General features: G+C 63.6%; 16 protein-coding genes and 1 pseudogene. 5 read left to right on the plus strand and 12 right to left on the minus strand.

The annotated features are described in order from the left end of the window. From NKI32_RS21470 to NKI32_RS21480, 3 genes are all read right to left on the minus strand, one after another. Entirely contained in the window at positions 1-735 is a 735-nt protein-coding gene (locus tag NKI32_RS21470) for a nucleotidyl transferase AbiEii/AbiGii toxin family protein (RefSeq protein ID WP_352512406.1), read from the minus strand. A 62-nt stretch (positions 736-797) separates the two neighbouring features. Continuing rightward, positions 798-1,025 (minus strand): hypothetical protein, encoded by a 228-nt coding sequence (locus NKI32_RS21475; RefSeq protein WP_027049982.1) that lies wholly within the window; start codon positions 1,023-1,025, stop codon positions 798-800. A 54-nt stretch (positions 1,026-1,079) separates the two neighbouring features. After that, a complete protein-coding gene (locus tag NKI32_RS21480; RefSeq protein WP_352512308.1) occupies positions 1,080-2,411 on the minus strand; it encodes a dihydroorotase in 1,332 nt (443 codons plus the stop codon). A gap of 82 nt (positions 2,412-2,493) precedes the next feature. Between NKI32_RS21480 and ygfZ the strand changes: the two genes are divergently transcribed. From ygfZ to NKI32_RS21495, 3 genes are all read left to right on the plus strand, one after another. Further along, positions 2,494-3,354, plus strand: a complete 861-nt coding sequence (ygfZ, locus tag NKI32_RS21485) for a CAF17-like 4Fe-4S cluster assembly/insertion protein YgfZ (RefSeq protein ID WP_352512309.1) — start codon at positions 2,494-2,496, stop codon at positions 3,352-3,354. Beyond that, positions 3,354-3,992: an HD domain-containing protein gene (locus NKI32_RS21490; RefSeq protein WP_352512311.1), complete on the plus strand. Its 639-nt coding sequence runs from the start codon at positions 3,354-3,356 to the stop codon at positions 3,990-3,992. The genes ygfZ and NKI32_RS21490 overlap by 1 nt, the downstream gene beginning before the upstream one ends. Positions 3,993-4,059: 67 nt before the next feature. Beyond that, positions 4,060-6,192, plus strand: coding sequence for a putative bifunctional diguanylate cyclase/phosphodiesterase (locus tag NKI32_RS21495; protein WP_023738577.1), 2,133 nt, complete (start codon positions 4,060-4,062; stop codon positions 6,190-6,192). Here the strand turns inward: NKI32_RS21495 and NKI32_RS21500 are convergent. Then, complete coding sequence (locus NKI32_RS21500; protein ID WP_353003522.1) at positions 6,161-7,009, minus strand: AraC family transcriptional regulator; 849 nt, start codon at positions 7,007-7,009, stop codon at positions 6,161-6,163. The two genes, NKI32_RS21495 and NKI32_RS21500, sit on opposite strands and share 32 nt — an antisense overlap. Positions 7,010-7,100: 91 nt before the next feature. Between NKI32_RS21500 and NKI32_RS21505 the strand changes: the two genes are divergently transcribed. Continuing rightward, positions 7,101-8,267, plus strand: coding sequence for an amidohydrolase (locus tag NKI32_RS21505; RefSeq protein ID WP_023692869.1), 1,167 nt, complete (start codon positions 7,101-7,103; stop codon positions 8,265-8,267). A 12-nt stretch (positions 8,268-8,279) separates the two neighbouring features. Here the strand turns inward: NKI32_RS21505 and NKI32_RS21510 are convergent, their stop codons facing one another. Beyond that, positions 8,280-9,197 carry a fatty acid desaturase family protein gene (locus NKI32_RS21510; protein ID WP_352763084.1) on the minus strand — a complete coding sequence of 306 codons (918 nt, stop codon included), beginning with the start codon at positions 9,195-9,197 and terminating at the stop codon, positions 8,280-8,282. Between the two features lie 85 nt (positions 9,198-9,282). Between NKI32_RS21510 and NKI32_RS21515 the strand changes: the two are divergent. Then, positions 9,283-10,176: pseudogene (locus NKI32_RS21515) on the plus strand (LysR substrate-binding domain-containing protein); the annotation flags it as partial. A gap of 329 nt (positions 10,177-10,505) precedes the next feature. On the opposite strand, the gene NKI32_RS21525 reads toward NKI32_RS21515, so the two are convergent. The 7 genes from NKI32_RS21525 to NKI32_RS21555 form a co-directional block, all read right to left on the minus strand. Further along, complete coding sequence (locus NKI32_RS21525; RefSeq protein ID WP_023692866.1) at positions 10,506-11,969, minus strand: RimK family ATP-grasp domain-containing protein; 1,464 nt, start codon at positions 11,967-11,969, stop codon at positions 10,506-10,508. Between the two features lie 5 nt (positions 11,970-11,974). Next, positions 11,975-13,072 carry a peptidase C39 family protein gene (locus tag NKI32_RS21530; protein WP_023692865.1) on the minus strand — a complete coding sequence of 366 codons (1,098 nt, stop codon included), beginning with the start codon at positions 13,070-13,072 and terminating at the stop codon, positions 11,975-11,977. Between the two features lie 159 nt (positions 13,073-13,231). After that, positions 13,232-14,023: an anti-sigma factor family protein gene (locus NKI32_RS21535; RefSeq protein ID WP_023670251.1), complete on the minus strand. Its 792-nt coding sequence runs from the start codon at positions 14,021-14,023 to the stop codon at positions 13,232-13,234. Next, positions 14,020-14,538 carry an RNA polymerase sigma factor gene (locus NKI32_RS21540; RefSeq protein ID WP_023670250.1) on the minus strand — a complete coding sequence of 173 codons (519 nt, stop codon included), beginning with the start codon at positions 14,536-14,538 and terminating at the stop codon, positions 14,020-14,022. The genes NKI32_RS21535 and NKI32_RS21540 overlap by 4 nt, the downstream gene beginning before the upstream one ends. A 162-nt stretch (positions 14,539-14,700) precedes the next feature. Beyond that, positions 14,701-15,117, minus strand: coding sequence for a type II toxin-antitoxin system VapC family toxin (locus tag NKI32_RS21545; RefSeq protein ID WP_353003524.1), 417 nt, complete (start codon positions 15,115-15,117; stop codon positions 14,701-14,703). Further along, a complete protein-coding gene (locus NKI32_RS21550) occupies positions 15,117-15,359 on the minus strand; it encodes a type II toxin-antitoxin system VapB family antitoxin (RefSeq protein WP_023670248.1) in 243 nt (80 codons plus the stop codon). The genes NKI32_RS21545 and NKI32_RS21550 overlap by 1 nt, the downstream gene beginning before the upstream one ends. Positions 15,360-15,406: 47 nt before the next feature. Further along, the gene (locus NKI32_RS21555; protein ID WP_353003526.1) at positions 15,407-18,205 is read right to left on the minus strand and encodes a DUF2339 domain-containing protein; all 2,799 of its coding nucleotides are present in this window, start codon (positions 18,203-18,205) and stop codon (positions 15,407-15,409) included. Positions 18,206-18,314 lie beyond the last annotated feature (109 nt).

Raw genomic sequence — 18,314 nt, forward strand, 5'->3', positions numbered from 1 at the left:
CTATTGACCAGGGCTGGAAAGCTCCGGGGCAATACCCGTGTCAGGCCAGATGCGGACGCCTTCACATCGAAGGGCCGAAATCGCTTCGACCGCCGCGTTGGGATCCATTTGCAGCACCTCGGCGGCATGCCGCAATTCTTCCTTGTCCCGCAGCCTGTTTACCACCCAAGCCACCTTGCGCTCGATATCCACGCCATAGGCCGCCTTCGCCTTGCCAACAGCGTCGCTCGGGATTTCCTTGTAGATGCCAACCAGCACTCCAAGATCGATGGCATCGCGATATGCAATTGCACGGTCCTGACATCGATCCGCGTTCGCCAGCAACTTCTCGGCAAACATATCCGCCGGGACCAGGGCGGATACATTCAGATCGTCGTCGAAATGGCCTCGCAGTTTTATGCGGCCTTCGCGGATGACTTCAAACTTGATCGTTTGGCCTTTCAACCGCACGATCGTCCGCAAGCCATATTGATCGATCTGGAAGTCCCGAACAGCCTCGACCGGCTCAGGAAAGAATGCTCTGACGCCACGTTCGGCTGCGGAGGTCCGCAATTCGCGATAGCCATCACTGTCGGCACACAGGAAGTCCACATCCAGTGAGCGGCGATATTCCCCGAATTTCATAACGATCGCAGTGCCACCGCCGAACCAGCACTGGTTTGCGGTCAGGAAATGGCGATCCATCAACCCGAGCGCTTCGGCAATGATCTGGTGCTCGGGCCTCTTGAATTCCATCATGACGCTCGCGGTGTGTCCTGTTGATATTCCGGCTGCGAGGAACGATCAGGTGAGGGAAATCAGCCGGCGGTCAAGAGCACGCCGTGACCGAATTTGTCTGCCAAACTTTGGATAAGCATCTTCTCACGCACAGTAAGACGCTTTTGATCGACAAACCGCCAATTACGCTCATACAGCGCAAATGCCTCTTCGGCCGGAATCGGGCGTGCCGCATCGCGGTTCCAGGCGAGCGCCTGGAGCTCCGGAAACTCCGCAGGGACAATCATGGGCGCGATATCTGCGTTCATAATGCCCTTAACGTAGTGGATAGCGCTTAAAAAATCCAACGCAGCAAGAAACCGCTAAGCCGGCAGCGCCTCGGAAAACTCTACCGGCCTGCCCTGCCCGGGCGTGACGATCTCGCCTTCCCACATCACGCGACGACCGCGCACGATGGTGCCGATCGGCCAGCCGGTGACTTCCTTGCCGTCATAGGGCGTCCAGCCGGCCCTGGAGCCGGCTTGCGCATTGGTGATGGTCTCGCGCCGCTGGAGGTCGACAATGGTGAAATCGGCATCGTAGCCGGCGGCGATGCGGCCTTTCCTGGCCATGCCGAAGATGCGCTGCGGGCCGTGGCTGGAGAGGTCGACGAAGCGCTGCAGGGTCAGCCGGCCTGAATTGACATGGTCGAGCATGATCGGCACCAGCGTCTGCACCCCGGTCATGCCAGACGGCGAGGCCGGATAGGGCTTTGCCTTCTCGGCCGGCGTGTGCGGGGCGTGATCGGAGCCCAGCACGTCAATGATGCCTTGCGCAATGCCGTGCCAGACGCCGTCGCGATGGCGGGCCGCGCGAACCGGCGGATTCATCTGGATCAGCGTGCCCAGCCGCGCATAGTCGTCGGCGGCGAGTGTCAAATGGTGCGGCGTCGCCTCGCAGGTGGCGACATCCTTGTGCTGTTGGAGGAAGATGATTTCCTCGGCAGTGGAGATATGCAGCACATGGATGCGGGCGCGGGTGTTGCGCGCGATGCGCACCAGCCGCTCGGTACAGCGAAGCGCCGCGATCTCGTCGCGCCAGACGGGATGCGATGACGGGTCGCCCTCGACGCGCAAGCCGAGGCGCTCGCGCAGCCGGAACTCGTCCTCCGAGTGAAAGGCGGCACGGCGGCGGGTGTTGCGCAGGATCGATGCGACACCCTCGTCGTCCTCGACCAGCAGGTCGCCGGTGGACGAGCCCATGAACACCTTTATCCCGGCAGCACCCGGCAGCCGCTCGAGCTCACCGAGATCATCGGCATTCTCGCGCGTGCCGCCAACCCAGAAGGCGAAGTCGCAATGCATCCGGCTGGTGGCGCGGCGCACCTTGTCGGCAAGCGCCGCCTCGCTGGTGGTCAGCGGATTGGTGTTGGGCATTTCGAAGACGGCGGTGACCCCGCCCAGAACAGCGGCGCGAGATCCACTCTCGAGATCTTCCTTGTGCTCCAGCCCCGGCTCGCGAAAATGCACCTGGCTGTCAACGACGCCGGGCAGGACGTGCAGCCCGCGACAGTCGATCGCTTCGCCGGCCGAAGCTTGGCGAAGATCGCCCATTGCGACGATGCGACCACCCTTGACGCCGACATCGCGCGCGCCCTCGCCATCATGGTTGACCACCGTGCCGCCTGTCAGGATGAGGTCGTAGGTGGTGGCCATGGGCGTTCGGTCTCTTGCGGGGGGAGTATCGTCGGCTTACGTAAAGGCCGACCGTTTTGCAAGATCAGGTTCTTTGCCGCCCATGCCTTTTGCCCTGCTCAAAGACCGCGCTCTCATTTCTGTGTCAGGCCCGGATGCCGAGCATTTTTTGCAGAACATCCTCACCACCGACCTCGACACGCTGGGCGCCGGTGCGGCAAAACCCGGTGCGCTGCTTTCGCCGCAAGGCAAGATCCTGTTTGATTTCCTGATCTCGCGTAGCGGCGAGGACGGATTCCGGCTGGATTGCCGTGCCGACGTCGCAGACGACTTCCTGCGCCGGCTGATGCTTTACAAGCTGCGCGCCAAGGCCGAGATCGCCAAGCAGGATCAAGTGCTTGTGACGGTTGCGTGGGGCGATGATTCAAGCGCCTCACCTTCTGATTCAACGACACTTGCCGATGCCCGCTTCCGCGATGTGGTTGTGAGCCGTTCCTATGGCGGCGCATCCGTAGGTGGCGATCCGGCTGCATGGCAGACGCTCCGCATCGCCAACGGCATTGCCGAAAGCGGTTCCGATTATCAGCTCGGCGATGCCTTCCCTCACGACGTGCTGCTCGACGAGACCGGCGGCGTCGGCTTCAAGAAAGGCTGCTATGTCGGCCAGGAAGTGGTCTCGCGCATGCAGCATCGCGGCACCGCCAGGCGGCGCGTGCTGATCGTTTCGGCCGACCGTGCCTTGCCCGCGCCGGGCTCGGAGCTGACGGTTGCGGGGCGGCCGGTCGGCACGCTCGGTTCCAGCGCGGGCACGGCCGGACTCGCCATTGCCCGCATCGACCGGGTCAAGGCGGCGCTCGACGCTGGCCAGCCGGTACTGGCCGGTGATGTCACCGTCTCGCTCGCCATCCCGTCCTGGGCGAAGTTCAGCTTTCCCAGGGAAGCCATCGGCGCGGAGGATGCCTGATGGCTGCCGATCGCGTCGGAGCGCCACCCCGCGCGTGGCAGCGCATGCTGTCGGGACGGCGGCTCGACCTGCTCGACCCCTCGCCGCTCGACATCGAAATCTCCGACATCGCCCACGGGCTTGCCCGCGTCGCCCGCTGGAACGGCCAGACCCGCGGCGATCACGCCTTTTCGGTTGCGCAGCATTCGCTGCTGGTCGAGGCGCTATTCAGCGAGTTGCAGCCGGACGCCTCCGCCAACGCTCAGCTGGCAGCACTGCTGCATGACGCGCCGGAATATGTCATCGGCGACATGATCTCGCCGTTCAAATCGGTAATGGGCGGCTCCTACAAGGAGTGTGAGCTGCGTCTCCAGCGCGCCATCCATCAGCGCTTTTCGCTGCCGCCCGAACTCGGCGTCGGCTTGCGCAAGGAGATCAAGCGCGCCGACCAGATCGCCGCCTATTACGAGGCGACGCTGCTTGCCGGTTTCTCGACCGCAGAAGCAACCGAGTTCTTCGGCCGGCCGCGCGGCTTCAATGCCGACCGCTTCGACTTTACGCCGCACTCGGTGACCTCCGCGCAAGCTGCCTTCCTCAAACGCTACGCAACGCTTGAAAAGCAACGCCAGGCAACGGTTGCCGTGCATTCGGCGCAGTGAACATACGCTAAATTAACCAGCGGTAACCACAGTACCGGGTTTCGATCACGGTCAGCAGGCACGCCTCATGTCCGTTGCGCACGTCAAGGGTGGTTCGCCCGTCAGCAGACGGGGAGCCGGAGGCGTCGCCGCGCCACGGCAGATCGCCGACGAACTGCGCCACCAGAACGAGCGCTTTTCGGCGGCCGTCGAGAATATGTCGCACGGGCTGTGCATGTTCGACGCCGACGAGCGGATGATCATCTGCAACGGCAACTATATCAGCATCTTCTCCCTCGACGCGAAGATCGTGCGGCCCGGCATCGCGTTCCTGGACATTCTAAAGCACAGCGTCGACATCGGTGTCGCCTCACAGAGCGCCGAAGACCTGTATGCCATCCGCAAGCCCTATATCGAGCGCGCGCAAGCCTCGACCTACGAGGAAATACTGTCGGACGGACGCATCGTTTCCATCACGCACCGGCCGCTGGCCTCAGGCGGCTGGGTGTCGATCTATGAGGACATTACGGAGCAAAGGCGGGCCGAGCAGGAACTGAAGGAGCAGCACCGCCGCTTCGATGCGGCGCTCGCCAACATGTCGCAAGGCCTGTTGATGTACGACGCCGAAGGCACGCTGATCGTGCGCAACCAGCGCTTCCTCGACCTCTACAAGGTCACGCCTGACGACTTCCCGCTCGGCATGAGCCAGCGCGCCCTGCTCGAACAGATGGTGCGACTGCGCATCTATCCGTCGATGGACATCGACGGCGAGATCGCCAACACCAGAGCCAGCCTGCAGGCCGGTGAGGAGCGTTCGACAGACCGCAGCCTTGCCGATGGCCGAACGCTGCTGGTTGCGCGCCGGCCGCTTGCCGGTGGCGGCTGGGTGGCGACCTTCGAAGACATCACCGAGCGCCGGCGCGCCGAAGAGCGCATGAGCCACCTTGCCCATTACGACACGCTGACCGACCTGCCCAACCGCTCGATGTTTCGCGAACGGCTCGACCAGGCGATGGCCGGCGATACACCGTTGGCGATCTTCTCACTCGACCTCGATCGCTTCAAGGCCGTCAACGACACCTGGGGACACCCGGCCGGTGACTGGCTGCTGAAATGCGTGGCGGAGCGGTTGCGGCACAGCCTGCGCAGCGACACCGATGTGGTCGCCCGCCTCGGTGGCGACGAGTTCGCCATCCTGCAGTTCAATCCCAAAGGCGCCACCGATGCGGAACAACTGGCAAAACGCATCGTCGCTGTCGTCAGCCAGCCGTTTCGCGACAAGGGCCGCGACATGCATGTCGGCATCAGCCTTGGCATCGCGCTGTATCCCGGTGACGGCAAGGACGCCGACACGCTTTTGAAGAACGCCGACATGGCGCTTTACAGCGGCAAGAGCGAAGGCCGCAACGTCTACCGCTTTTTCGAGCCCGGCATGGATGCCTTGGTGCGGGCGCGCCTGGCGCTCGAAACCGATCTCGAGACGGCACTGAAGCGGCGGGAGTTCGTGCTGGAGTTCCAGCCGATCACCAACATCGCGTCGGGCAAGATCGTCGGCGCCGAAGCGTTGATGCGGTGGAATTCACCGACGCGCGGCCTGGTGGCGCCCGACGATTTCATCGCAGCCGCCGAAGACAGCGGGCTGATCGTTCCGCTGGGCGAATGGGCGCTGAAACAGGCCTGCAGCGTGGCCGCCGGCTGGCCGCCTGGAATGCGCATCGCCGTCAATGTCTCGGCAGTGCAGATCAGAAGCGCCGACTTTGCCCGCAGCGTGATTTCGGCGCTGGCCGTTTCCGGTGTGCCGGCCAGCCGGCTCGAACTGGAAATCACCGAGACCGTGCTGATGGATGAGAGCGAGACGGTGCTGAAGACGCTGAGGCAGCTGCGCGAACTCGGTATCCGCATCGCGCTCGACGATTTCGGCACCGGCTATTCGTCGCTCGGCTATCTCAGGCGTTTTCCCGTCGACAAGATCAAGATCGACCGCTCCTTCATCCACGATATCGACAACAAGGACACGGCGGCGATCGTGCGCACGATCATCGGGCTTGGTGCCGAACTTGGCATCACCGTCACCGCCGAAGGCGTCGAGACCGAAGCGCAGCTCGACATATTGCGCAAGGCTGGCTGCGTCGAGGCGCAGGGCTTTCTGATCGGCATGCCGTCAAAGGCCGCCGACATGGCTCGACTTCTCAAGACGAGGGCAGCGTCCCGGCGCGCCTGAACATCCCCGGCGTCATTCCATGCGCGGCGCGGAAGGTGCGCGAGAGATGGCTTTGGTCGGAGAAGCCGGCCGCAAAGGCGGCACCGGCGAGATCTGAACCTTGCCGGATCAGCAGATCGGCACGGCGCAGCCTGCGGTCACGGATGAAGGCAGCAGGGCTGAGACCCAGCACTTTCCTGAAATCGCGGATAACTTGAAAGCGCGTCACGCCTGCGGCTTCAGCGAGCCGCTGCAAATCGAGGTCCGAGTTCAGATGGTCTTCGATGACCTGTTCATAGACCCGGAGCCGGCTTTTCGATCCGAAGCTTTCGACCGCCTCGCGCCGCCGGCCGCCCCAATCGCCATGGCGCAGGATGAGCTTGCGCAAGGCGATCAGCATGGATGTTTCGGCGCTGGTGGCATCATTCGATGTCGAAGCCAAGTGCGCGACGCCTACTGCCTGGACGAGATCGGCATCATCGACGATCGCTTGCGAAAACAACGGCGGGCGATCCTGCCCGAGCTCGTCCGCGATCGCACCCATGAGCGAGGCCGACGGATAGAAGGTGCGGTAAGCCCAACCCTGGTCGGCACCCGCCTCGCCGTCATGCCATATCTCCGGATCGACGAGCAGAACCGTGCCCGACGGCGCGAGGACAGTCTCGTTGCCGATGCGGACCCGCTCGCACCCTTGCGTGATCAGGGCGACGACATAGGTCGGGTGCGTGTGCAGCTGGTAGCGATGCCGCGTGAAGCGCGCCTTGAGCATGCCAAGATCGCGAAAGCGCGGATGACGCCAGAACTGCGTCGTCTCCTGAGGCTGTTGAATTCCAGACACGGTCAATCCTGTTCAAGACGCTGCCGGCGCAAAACCTTTACGTGCTGGCATCGACAAGGCCGAATTTAGGATAGCCGGCAAGGAGAGCGCAATGCTGCACAACGACCCCATCGCCGCCCTCACCCCGCAGGTGGTGGAATGGCGGCATCACATCCACGCCAACCCCGAACTCGGTTTCCAAGAGTATGAGACCGTGCGCTTCGTCGCCGACAAGCTGCGCACCTTCGGGCTCGACGAGGTTCATGAAGGCATAGGCGGCACCGGCGTGGTTGGCGTCCTCAGAGGACGGCCAGGCGTGCGCGCCATCGGGCTTCGGGCCGAACTCGATGCCTTGCCCGTGCTGGAGAAGACAGGATTGCCATATGCGTCGAAGAAAGACGGCGTGATGCATGCCTGCGGCCACGACGGGCACATCGCGATGCTGCTCGGCGCCGCCAAGCTGCTCGCCGACAACAGAGCCTTCGACGGCACCGTCTGTTTCATCTTCCAGCCGGCGGAAGAAAATGAAGGCGGCGCCATGCGGATGATCGAGGACGGACTGTTCGAGCGCTTCCCCGTGGAAGCCGTCTACGCCGTCCACAACTGGCCGGGGCTGCCGCTCGGAAAGATCGCGGCCCGTGCCGGGTCGATGATGGCGGCCGTCGACACTTTCGAACTGAACTTTGAGGGGACCGGCGCGCATGCCGCCATGCCGCAGCTAGGCGACGATCCCGTGCTCGCGGCCGGCGCCTTCGTTCAAGCCGTGCAGCGCATCGTCAGCCGTTCGGTCGACCCGCAAATGGCGCTGGTCGTTTCGATCACCCAGATCCATGGCGGCAATGTCGGCAACATCGTGCCGGGCAAGGTCTGGCTGCAGGGAACCTGCCGCTTCTTCGAGCCCACTTTGTCGGACCATTGCGAAAGGCTGATCGGCGACATCGCGCAAGGCATTGCCTCGGCGCATGCCCTCACCGCCAAGCTCGCCTACAAGAAAGGCTACCCGCCGCTGGTCAACACGTCGGCTGCCACTGACCGGGCCGTCCAGGCGGCAACCGCGGTTGTCGGCCGCGAGCAGGTCGAGACCGCATTCAACCCGAGCCTCGGCTGCGAGGATTTTGCCTACATGGTCCGCGAAGCCGGCGGCTGCTATGCCTGGGTCGGCGCAGGAGCGGTCAGACCGGGCGAAGGGCTGCACGGCGATCGCTATGTCTTCAACGACGCCATCGTCCCCACCGTGCTCCGCTATTTCGTCACGCTCGTTGAGCAGACGCTACGCTGACGGCCGAGCGCCTCAGCGCAAGGTCTCGACGTATTTCTCGTGGAAGCTGACATAGCCGGGTTCGACGACTTTGAGATGGCGCTCGATCAGCTGGTGGAAGGCCGGCAGCTGATGGAAGGGCACGCCGGGATAGGCGTGGTGCTCGGCGTGATACGGCATGTTCCAGGCGACTTTGCGCACCAGCCAGTTGGTCAGCGTGGTGCGGGTGTTTTCCAGCATGTTGGCGACAAGCGGGCAGCGGCCATGCTCGGCCAGCAGATAGAGCCTGAGGAAGGGCTGGCCGAGCAGCGCCGGCACGATCCAGACATAGAGCAGTACACTTGCCTCGAACCACAGGGCTAGCGCGGCGACCACGACATAGAAAGCGATCATGGCGCGGGCTTCAGTGCGCACCTTGGGCAGGCCTTTCGGCGGCACGTAGCTGTCGTGGCAGCCGCCAATCGCGTTGGTGTAGAGTGTCTGCAAATGCCCCCACCACACCGGCAGGCCCGAGACGTGGACGATGTATTGCCGCATCGTCTCCGGTTTCGGGAAGGCGAGTTCCGGATCGTTCTCGGGATCCTGGGTGAAACGGTGATGGGCGAAGTGGAAATAGCGAAACCAGTCGGCGGGCAGCGCGATCGCCAGGCTGCAGACCCTTGCGGCGGCATCGTTGAGCCACTGCGTCTCGAACGCCGTCCTGTGCACCGTCTCATGCAGCAGCGTGAACAGGAAGACGATGAGAATGCCTTGCGGCAACATCAACAGCGGCCAGTACGGCACCTTGGCCGCAATCAGCCCGCCGATAGCCACAATCGCGCCGAGATGGAAGGCGAGTTGGACCAGACCCGGCCCGTCCGACTTGCCGGTCAGGCGGCTGCGCTGCTCATTGGTCAGAGACGCGACGACGTCGCGATGGTCTCTGGGTTCAAACTGGGCCGATACGGTCATGGCGCGAAGATACTCGATAAGAAAGCTTTCGAAAAACGAGGATTTCTGCGACATAGATAAGCTTACCTTACCTATCGGATAGCCCATGACCGCGCTTCCTTCCCTGAGAGGACTTCAAGCCTTCGAGGCGGCGGCGCGCTCGGGGAGTTTCGCCGCATCGGCGGATGAGCTCTCGATCTCGGCGGCCGCGGTCAGCCAGCTCATTCACACCGTCGAGGAGCAGATGGGTCGAAAACTGTTCCATCGCGTCAACCGCCGCGTGGTGCTGACGGAAGCCGGCGTCGAGATGCTGCCCCGGCTGACCCTGGCTTTTCGAGAGATCGGCAGCATCGCGCAGGGCAGCGATGCCTTCCGCCCGCGGCTTGTCGTATCGGTGCCGCCGTCCATGGCGATGGGCTGGCTTTCCGAACGCCTCGCCGGCTTTGTCGCCAGCCACGGCGCCGTCGACATATCCCTGCGCGGCGATGACGATCCGGTGCCGTTCGACCGCGAACTGATCGACATCCGGCTGTCCTTCGGCCCGCACTATCGTGAACACCCGACCGAGGAGATCGTCAGGGACGCCGTCTACCCCGTCTGCGCGCCAGAACTCACCGCCAAAACCGACAGCCTCGCCGGCCTGCCACTGATTCACACCGACTGGGGACCGACCGGCGCGTCCTTTCCGTCTTGGCGCACCTGGTTCGAGGCGGCGCGCATAGAGCCCGGCCGCGCAGTGCAGCGCGGCCTGTCGGCGAACTCGTCGCGGGCAGCGCTCGACCTTGCCATTTCAGGGCTGGGCGTGGCGCTGGCGCAAGGCATTTATTGCGCCGGGGCGCTGGAAGACGGCCGTTTGGTCCGGGCGAATGCCCTATCGATCGCGCTGCGTCAGCCATATTGCCTGACGATCCCGGAACGCAGTGCAAGGCGCGACCTGGTGGCGGCGTTTCGCAATTGGCTGATTGAGGAATGCCGGCGGTCGGTGGGTTCGCCGGTGCTCGCTGATGGACCGAACTGCTCAGAGATGGCCGGCCAGTGCGGCGACCATGTCCTTGTTCGTCGCCACGGGAATGATCTCGAACTCCACCAGGTCAGACCATTCGATGACCCAGCGCTGCAGCAGCGTGACGTCATCGGCCTCGACCAGCAGGAAGCAGCGGCTCATATCAGCCGCGATCCAGGAGTGGTGCACGACAAGCGCGTCCGGCTTCAATCTGCCGCGCTCGCCGAAACGGCGGTAGATCTCCTTGCGGTCGCAGCCGGTGAAATCCTCGATGACGATGAACTGCATTTTTCCCCCTCGGTTGAATTACCGCCCGGGACCGCAAACTAACGCCCGGGACGGTCCAGCCGCTCCAGGAACCATTGCGTCAGCCGCACCCAGACTTCGTCCTTTTCGCCGGAATCCTCCCAGCCATGGTCGAGGTTCGGGTTGTCGTTGACCTCGATGACGAAGACGCCATCCTTGGTTTCCTTGAGATCGACGCCGTAAAGCCCGTCGCCGATGCAGCGCGCCGCCTTCACCGCGGTGTCGACGACATGCGGCGGCGTCTCTTTCAGCGTGAAGGTCTTGATGCCGCCCTGGTCGGGCTTGCCGCTGGCCTTGTGGTTGACGATCTGCCAGTGTTTTTTCGCCATCAGATAATGCACGGCAAACAGCGGCTGCCCGCCGAGCACGCCGACGCGCCAGTCATATTCGGTCGGGATGAATTTCTGCGCGATCAGGAGATCGGAATCCTCCAGCCACTCGGTGGCGAGCGTCTTCAGTTCTTCGAAGTTGCCGCATTTCTTGACGCCGCGCGAGAACGATGAATCCGGGATCTTCAGCACCAGCGGAAAGCCCAGCGTCTGCGCCGCCAGTTCGAGGTCCGAGGTGCCGGCTATCATCACCGTCGGCGGCACCGGCACCTTGTTGTAGGCCATCAGTTCGTTGAGATAGACCTTGTTGGTGCAGCGGATCATCGACAGCGGGTCGTCTATCACCGGCATGCCTTCCTGCTGGGCGCGGCGCGCGAAGCGGTAGGTGTGGTTTGAGATCGAGGTGGTCTCGCGGATGAACAGCGCGTCGTAATTGGCGAGCTTGGCCAGGTCCTTCCTGGTGATCGGCTCGATTTCGACGCCCATCTTTTCGGCGATCTTGGCCCAGTAACGCAGCGAGGAAATCTCCGACGGCGGCAGTTCCTCATGCGGATCGACCAGCGTGGCGAAGGTGTAGCGTGCCGGCGTGCGGCCCTTGGTGTCGCGCCACTCGCGGTTGGTGTACGTCTCGAGCGCCTGCACGAAGAGGGCTTCTTCCTCCTCGGCCATCCTGGCCAGCGGCAGGAAGCCGATCTTGCGGATCGAAGCCCATTCGGCGCTGTCCTTGATGTGAACCTCAAGCGCCGGAGCGCGGAACCAGTCGAACAACAGCTTGGCGAAGCGGTCCCAGACCTTCGACGGTCCGATGCCGAAGAAGATGCAGATTTTTTGCGGGAATACGCCACCGAGATCCTTGCGACATTTGTTGAGCGCCAGCTCCAGTTCCGGCAGCGCGTGCTCGTAGAGCTTGCGCTCGGACAGGTCGATCATCGTCTCGACCGTCGGGATGACCTTGTGGCCGCGCGAACCGGCGAGCAGAGAGGCATAATAGCCGCGGCTCTGGTAGGCGTAATTGTTCGACAGGTTGATGACCTTCGGCTGCTGGCCGCGAAACAGCGCCGGATGCGCAAGATAGTCACGGTTGGTGATGATCTTGTGCGGCGTCGCCGCCGGGTCGAGATCGTTCTGACGGCCGGTGAGGATGACCCAGGTCATTGTTATCAGCGTTTCCCAAGAGTGATGGCAGCACGCAGTCCGTCGCGGCCGAATTGCGCCATGTTCATGAAGATGCCGTGCGGCACGGGAATGTTGGCGGCATCGAGGATGGTCTCCTGTCTTTCGTCCTCGACCCAGGGATCGTGGATCAGGATGTGGTCGCCATCGTCGCCGATAGCCAGCACCCAATGCGGCACCTTCTTGCCGAACATCAGGAAGCCGCTGATCAGCACCAGCACCAGTTTTCCCTGAGCCAGGGCGCCGCGGATATCATCGATGGTGAACGGACGGTAATTCACCGGGATGCCGTAAAGTTCCGCGCGGCGGCGAAAGTCCACCTGGGCAAGTTCCATCACCCGGCGCTTGTCGTCGCTGCGCACCGATTGCAAGAACAGCGCGCCATAGAAGGACACGAAGATTTCCGCCGCAAGCCCGCTTTCGTAGCCGGAAACCGCAAGGCCGAAGGGCTCGCAGCCGCCCGGGCCGGACATCATGAACACGGTCGTTGCCTCGCGCCATAGGCGGATTTCCATGACCGGATCGGGCACGAAGCCGGAATCGAAATTGGCCATCGCCATCATCAGGCAGCATGGACCGCAGGTGAACTCGCAGGTCTGCTGGTAGAACGGGACTTTGGTGGCGACCGGAATATCGCCGCGCAAGGTCTTTTCGTAGCGCAGCGCGGTGGCGCCATCCTCGTAATAGTGAGGCTCGCGACCGATCTTGCGGTAGCCGCTCTGCTCATAGATGCCAATGGCGCGAAGATTGTCCTCGCGCACTTCGAGACGCAACATCATGCGGTCGTGCTCGAAGGCAGCTTCTTCGGCCGCTGCAAGCAGCATGCGGCCAATGCCGCGGCCGCTGAAAAACGGGCTGGTGGCAAGCGAATAGAGCCGGGCGACGCCGCTGCCCTTGCGAAACAGCACGATGGCGTAGCCGGCGACACGACCATCGCTTTCGGCGACCAGCATCTCGGCTGTCTCGCGTTCGATCAACAAGCGGAAGGAGCGCCGGGAAATGCGGTCACTGGAAAAGACCGCCTTCTCGATGGCGGCGAGGTCATCGACGTCGGACGCGCGGGCCTTGCGAATCTCGGCAGGCATGCGGGTTTGGAAAACCTCGATTGGGTGGAGGAAAAGACCGCAGTCAAAAACGTCGCAAACATCAGCCGAAACGCCGATATCCATCAAGCGCTATCGCACTTCGAATAGGGCCGAATTGTGACACTTTCTACCCCGGCGCATTCCCGAAACGGAATGCGCTTAACTGGCGATACCAGCCAGAAGCTGACCGTAGGCCCGCTTGGCGACCGCAGCCAGTTGCTCGCGCGGCAGCGAGCCGACGACGGCGCAGGCATAGCCCTTGTCCAGCCAGTAGACCGCCTCGGGGCCGTCGGCCTCGGCCATGTAGGTGCCCTTGGACTTGGCTGAGGAATCAGCGGTAACGAACAAGGAGATGCGCTGACCCTTGGCGTCCTCGTAAAGCAGCATCGCTGCCTTGCCCTGGCCGGCGGGCAGCAGCCGGCCGCCAACCAGCTGGAAGCCTTCCGCCACCAGATCCGGCGCCACCAGTTTCAGGCCGACGCGGTTGGACAGCCAGGTCTGCAGGTGATCCTTGTCGCTTGCCGGCACTTCCACCGCATGGCGCTGTTCGGCGGCATAGATGACATGGGCGGCGATAGCCTCTTCGGCCAGTTGGTCATCGGCGCCATCTTCCCTGCCGATGCCGTCGATGCCGGCAAAATAGCCGCCAAGACCGCCGATGACGAGCACTGCGGCCGCCGCGGCCGCAAGCCACCAGCGCGACTGCCGCGCCGCCGCTTTGGTCGCGCCTTCACCGCTAACGATCTGCTTGAACAGCACCGGCACGGGCTCGTCGAGCACACCGGCAAAGGCGGCGCGCAACGCGGCGCGGTCGGCGGTGTAGCGGGCGCTTTTCGCCTTCATTTCGGGATTGGCGTCGATCCAGGCGTCGTAGGCGGCGCGCTCGTCGCCCGGCAGCTCGCCGTCGAGAGCCATGTGGATATCGCGTTCGGAAAAATCGCGGCGGGTCATTTCTCGACGATCCTTATCGAGCGGCGGCGCGCCGTGTCATCGAGCAGGCTGCGCAGCTCCTCGCGTCCGCGCGCTATGCGCGACATCAGCGTGCCGGCGGGCACGCCGAGAATGTTGGCGGCTTCGGCATAGGAGAATCCTTCGATGGCGACCATGACGAGAGCGGCGCGGCGGTCGGGGCTGATCGCCTGCAATGCGTCGATGATCTCGCGCGAGGCGGCGTTCTCGGCCTGCTCGGCGGGGACTGCCTGCGCCTCGTTTGCGTCAAGCGGCAGGATCGCCGCCTCACCGCGCCGGTTCACCTTGCGCATCTGATCGATGAACAAATGATGCATGATCGTAAACAGCCACCTCCGGGGGCTTTCTCCCGTCTGCCAGCTTTCAAGCCGCAAGAGCGCTCGTTCGAGGCAATCCTGGACGAGATCGTCAGCGGATTCGCGGTCGCGCAGAAGCGAGCGTGCGTAGCGGCGCAGGCGCGGTATTTCGCCAAGGATTGCTGCCTTCTTTTCGTCCATGACCGCTGGTTCTGAGGTCGCCCTTGTTTAACCCGATTGAACGCGCCTTCCCGGCGCGGCGCAAGCGGCCAGCGCGAAGCGGTCTGCCGCCCCGGTCACCCAAGCAGTGAGATAACGAGTTGATCGGCTAAATTATTCCCCGCAATCAACAAAAGGGCCGAATTATCCTAAATCGGTCGGTGCGAAATCATGGCCTTTGTACAGCAGTGGAAGATCGCGGCTTTTCGCGCAGGCGTAAGCAAAACAGTCGCCGAGATTCAGATCCGCCTTGTGGCCAACGGCTTTGCCGTAACGGGCGCTCGCGTCAATGGCCCGAGAGCCGATGTTGTCGTCAATGGCCAGACTCTCTCCCATGATCTCCACAATGAACTCATCGATCAGATCGCGGGCATGGAGAAGGGCTTCAGCGCTGGGTCTGCGCGGGCCGGCGCCGGCCCTTGCCAATGCCTGTGTTGCTTCGAAGTGAACCAACGGAGAAACCCAGACCTGCCCGGAAAAACCGGATAGCTGCTTCAGCAATTCCTCCCACCCAGGTTCCTGGTTGAGAATGGCGACGATCACCGACGCGTCGACAAACATCAGTCTTCCCACATCTCGTCGGTGAACTTCTTCATATCGAAATCGGGATTGGGCAGGCCAAGCTTCCTGGCCCTGTCCTGAAGACTGGCGATCCGATCGCGCAGCGGCACCTTCGCCCGATTGCGCTCAAGTTCGTGCACGAGCGCGACCCGCACCGCCTCCGTTTTGCTCGGAGCGTTCGTTTCGCGTTGCAATCTGCTGGCCAGCGCATCCACTTCGTCGTCGCGGATATAGAGCGGCATCGAATATCCTCCGTTGGATATTCATATATTCCATCTCGTATATCACCTCAAGTTGCAGCGTTGGCCTCCCTCGCCGCCCGCGTCAGCAGCCGCTGGTAGAACAGGCCGATGCCGATCAGCACGGCGCCAAGACCGATGAAGGACAGCGCCCTGAGCACGCCTTCCAGTTCCGACATGTCGAACAGGAAGACTTTTACCACGGCAATCGCGATCAGCGCCGCCGAGGCAATGCGCAGCACCTGCGACTTCAGCCAGACGCCGGCGGTGAGCAGCACGACGCCAATGACCAGCCAGAGCGCCGAATAGGTGTAGGTCTCAAGCTGGCCGAGGCCGCTCCACAGGCCGATGAACTCGCCCTTGAACACGCGCCTGACCGACAGTGTGGCGTAGGCGAAGACAAGCAATGCCGCCACGACCGCCAGCATCTGCGCATACCATGGCGGCCGCTTGTCCCTGGCATAGAGCGCCAGCCCGCCGGCGGCGATGGCCGGCAAAAGATAAGCCAGGAACAAGAGGTTGAACACCGGGATCTCGCCGGTCGATTCGTCGGTGAACAGCGGATTGAGCACCAGGAAATGCTGGAGGACGATGAAGGCGACCGAGAGCACGCCGGCGGCCATCGAGCCGTAGCGCAGCACAGAGCTTGGCGAGCGCATGTCGATGGCCACCAGTATCGCGCCGGCACCGATGGCGATCAGCGTATAGATCGCCTGTTCGGCGAGCGTCACCGGGCCGGTGTCGATGACGCCACCATGCATGGCGTGGCGCACCAGCATGGCGACGGTGAGCAGCGCAAACAGGGCTGCACCCGCCTCCATCGCTAGGCGCGGCCGGCCATTGCCAGTTGTTGGTAGTGCGGGGGTGGTACGCGCGAGTTGCCAGGCGGCAAAGCCGAAGGCTAGCGCCGGTACGCCGTATCCCGGCAGCAGCCAGTTGAACACCGGCGTCGTCGTCAGGAACTCGGCGCCGACGATGGTCGGATCGAAGGCGACGCGGCCGAGCACGGCGACGCCCGCGCCGACCGAAATCCAGCCCAGCACGGGATAAGAACGCCAACGCGTCGCCAGCGCCGGCACGATGGCGGCAACGCCGGCAAGAATGGTCGTCCAGCCGGATCCGAAGGCCATGTGCAGCATCAGCAGGCCGGCCAGAGCCGAGCCGCAAAGCGCGAAGGAGACGGCAATGTCGCCCTTGAGCGGCGGCTGTTCGGCGCGCGCGATCCATTCGCCACCGGCAGCGAAGACAACAACCAGAAGGGCAGCTATCGCTGCGTAGACAAGGTCGCGGTCGAGATTGCCGTAGGCAAGCCACAGCGTCAGCAGAATAAGCAGCGGCGCAGCGACGCCCCATGCCGCCCAGCATGCCGCGCGGACCCGTGCTGAGGCGGCGAAGCGGCGTGCGGCCCAGAAGCCGGCGCCGATGAAGACCAGGCCGAGGCCAATGCCGATGCGCAGTGTCAACGGATTTCCGGCCGCCACCGGCATGCCGTCAAAGCCGATATTCCCCTGGGTTATGTCGGAGCCGATGGTGGTGGGCGGAATGATGCCGAGATGGATCATCACGCTCACCACGCCGGCGGCATGCAGCAGCGGCAGCGCGCGCGGCCGGTAGAGTGCGGTGGCGACAAGGGCGACGAGGACGAAGGCGCCCGGCAAGGCGCCACCGGCGGCGACCAGCGTCGTGTCGACGGACAGGCCTAGCGCTGAAAACGCAACGAAAACGCCAGGCACGATCGAGGGCCAGTCGAAGCCCGCCTTTGCAGGTTCCGCTTCGCCGCCACGACTGCCCAGCCAAACAAAGGCAAGCACCGCCAGCGTCACCGCGTCGATGAACAGGACGACGGCAAGGTCGGCGAACCGGATGACGGCAAGGTCGGCGACGAGCGTACTCATCATGTAGGCGATGGTCCAGGCGCCGGTGCCGAAGAAGGCGGCCGCAATCAGGAATTTCCAGTCGCGAATGCGGGCGATCACGGCTGTGGCGGCAAGCACGATCGCCAGGTAGACGAACAGCGCCCATGGGTTGGGCGCCTGCGAGGACACAAGCGCCGGCGTCGCCATCGAGCCGACAAGGCCGATGCCGGCCAGGGCCTGACCGTGGACGAGAGCGGCGACAATGGTCGCTACGCCGATGGCGCCGAGCGCGGTGAAAGCGAAGGCCGGGCCGACGAAACCGTAAATGGCGTGCGCGGCATAGACCGTACCGAACAGAATGAAGGCGCCGGCAGCCGTCAGGATCGCCGGAATATAGGCGCCTGCAGCCCCTTGCACCGGCACCTTGAAGCCGGTGCGGCGGATGAACTCGCCGCCGCCGATCAGCACCAGGCCGAGCAGCGCCGCCAGGGACAGCCGCACTTCGGGGCCGAAAATGCCGGCCTCGATGGTGTAGCGGATCAGGAACAGGCCGCCCAAAGCCAATGCGACGCCGCCGACCCAGACCGCCCAACGGGTGCCGAGCGCCGTTTCGACCTCGGACTGGCGGGCTGCCTTCGCCGTGGCGGCAGGCGCGGATCCGGTGAATGCCGCCTTGGCCGCGGCTGACAGTTCTGGCACGGCCTCGCTGGTGGCCGCATCGGCTTCGGCGGCCGGTGCCTGGGCATGTGCCGCGTCTGCTGTTGTTGGCGAAGCTATGTCGGCAACTGGTGCGCTAGCGTGAGCGGCATCCGCCGGTGCGCTTGCAGCCTGCTCGGCCGGTTTGGCAACGGGCGGTGTCGCATGCACGCCGGACAGAACCAGGCTGCGCAGCGCTCCGAGCTCGCGCTCGATCAGACTGACGCGGCCCTGCTGGCGCAAGACGAGGACAAAAAGCACGATAACGACGACGGCGCCGATCAGGCTTTCAAACATGGCGGTTCCCCCAAACCAGGCCAGTTTTCACTGACAATTGCGGCGGCCACACGGCCACCCCAGACGGCTATTCAAGTCACGCCACCGCAATGGTGGCCGAAAAGAAGTT

Source organism: Mesorhizobium sp. M0761 (assembly GCF_040320205.1).
In the GTDB taxonomy this organism is placed as follows: domain Bacteria; phylum Pseudomonadota; class Alphaproteobacteria; order Rhizobiales; family Rhizobiaceae; genus Mesorhizobium.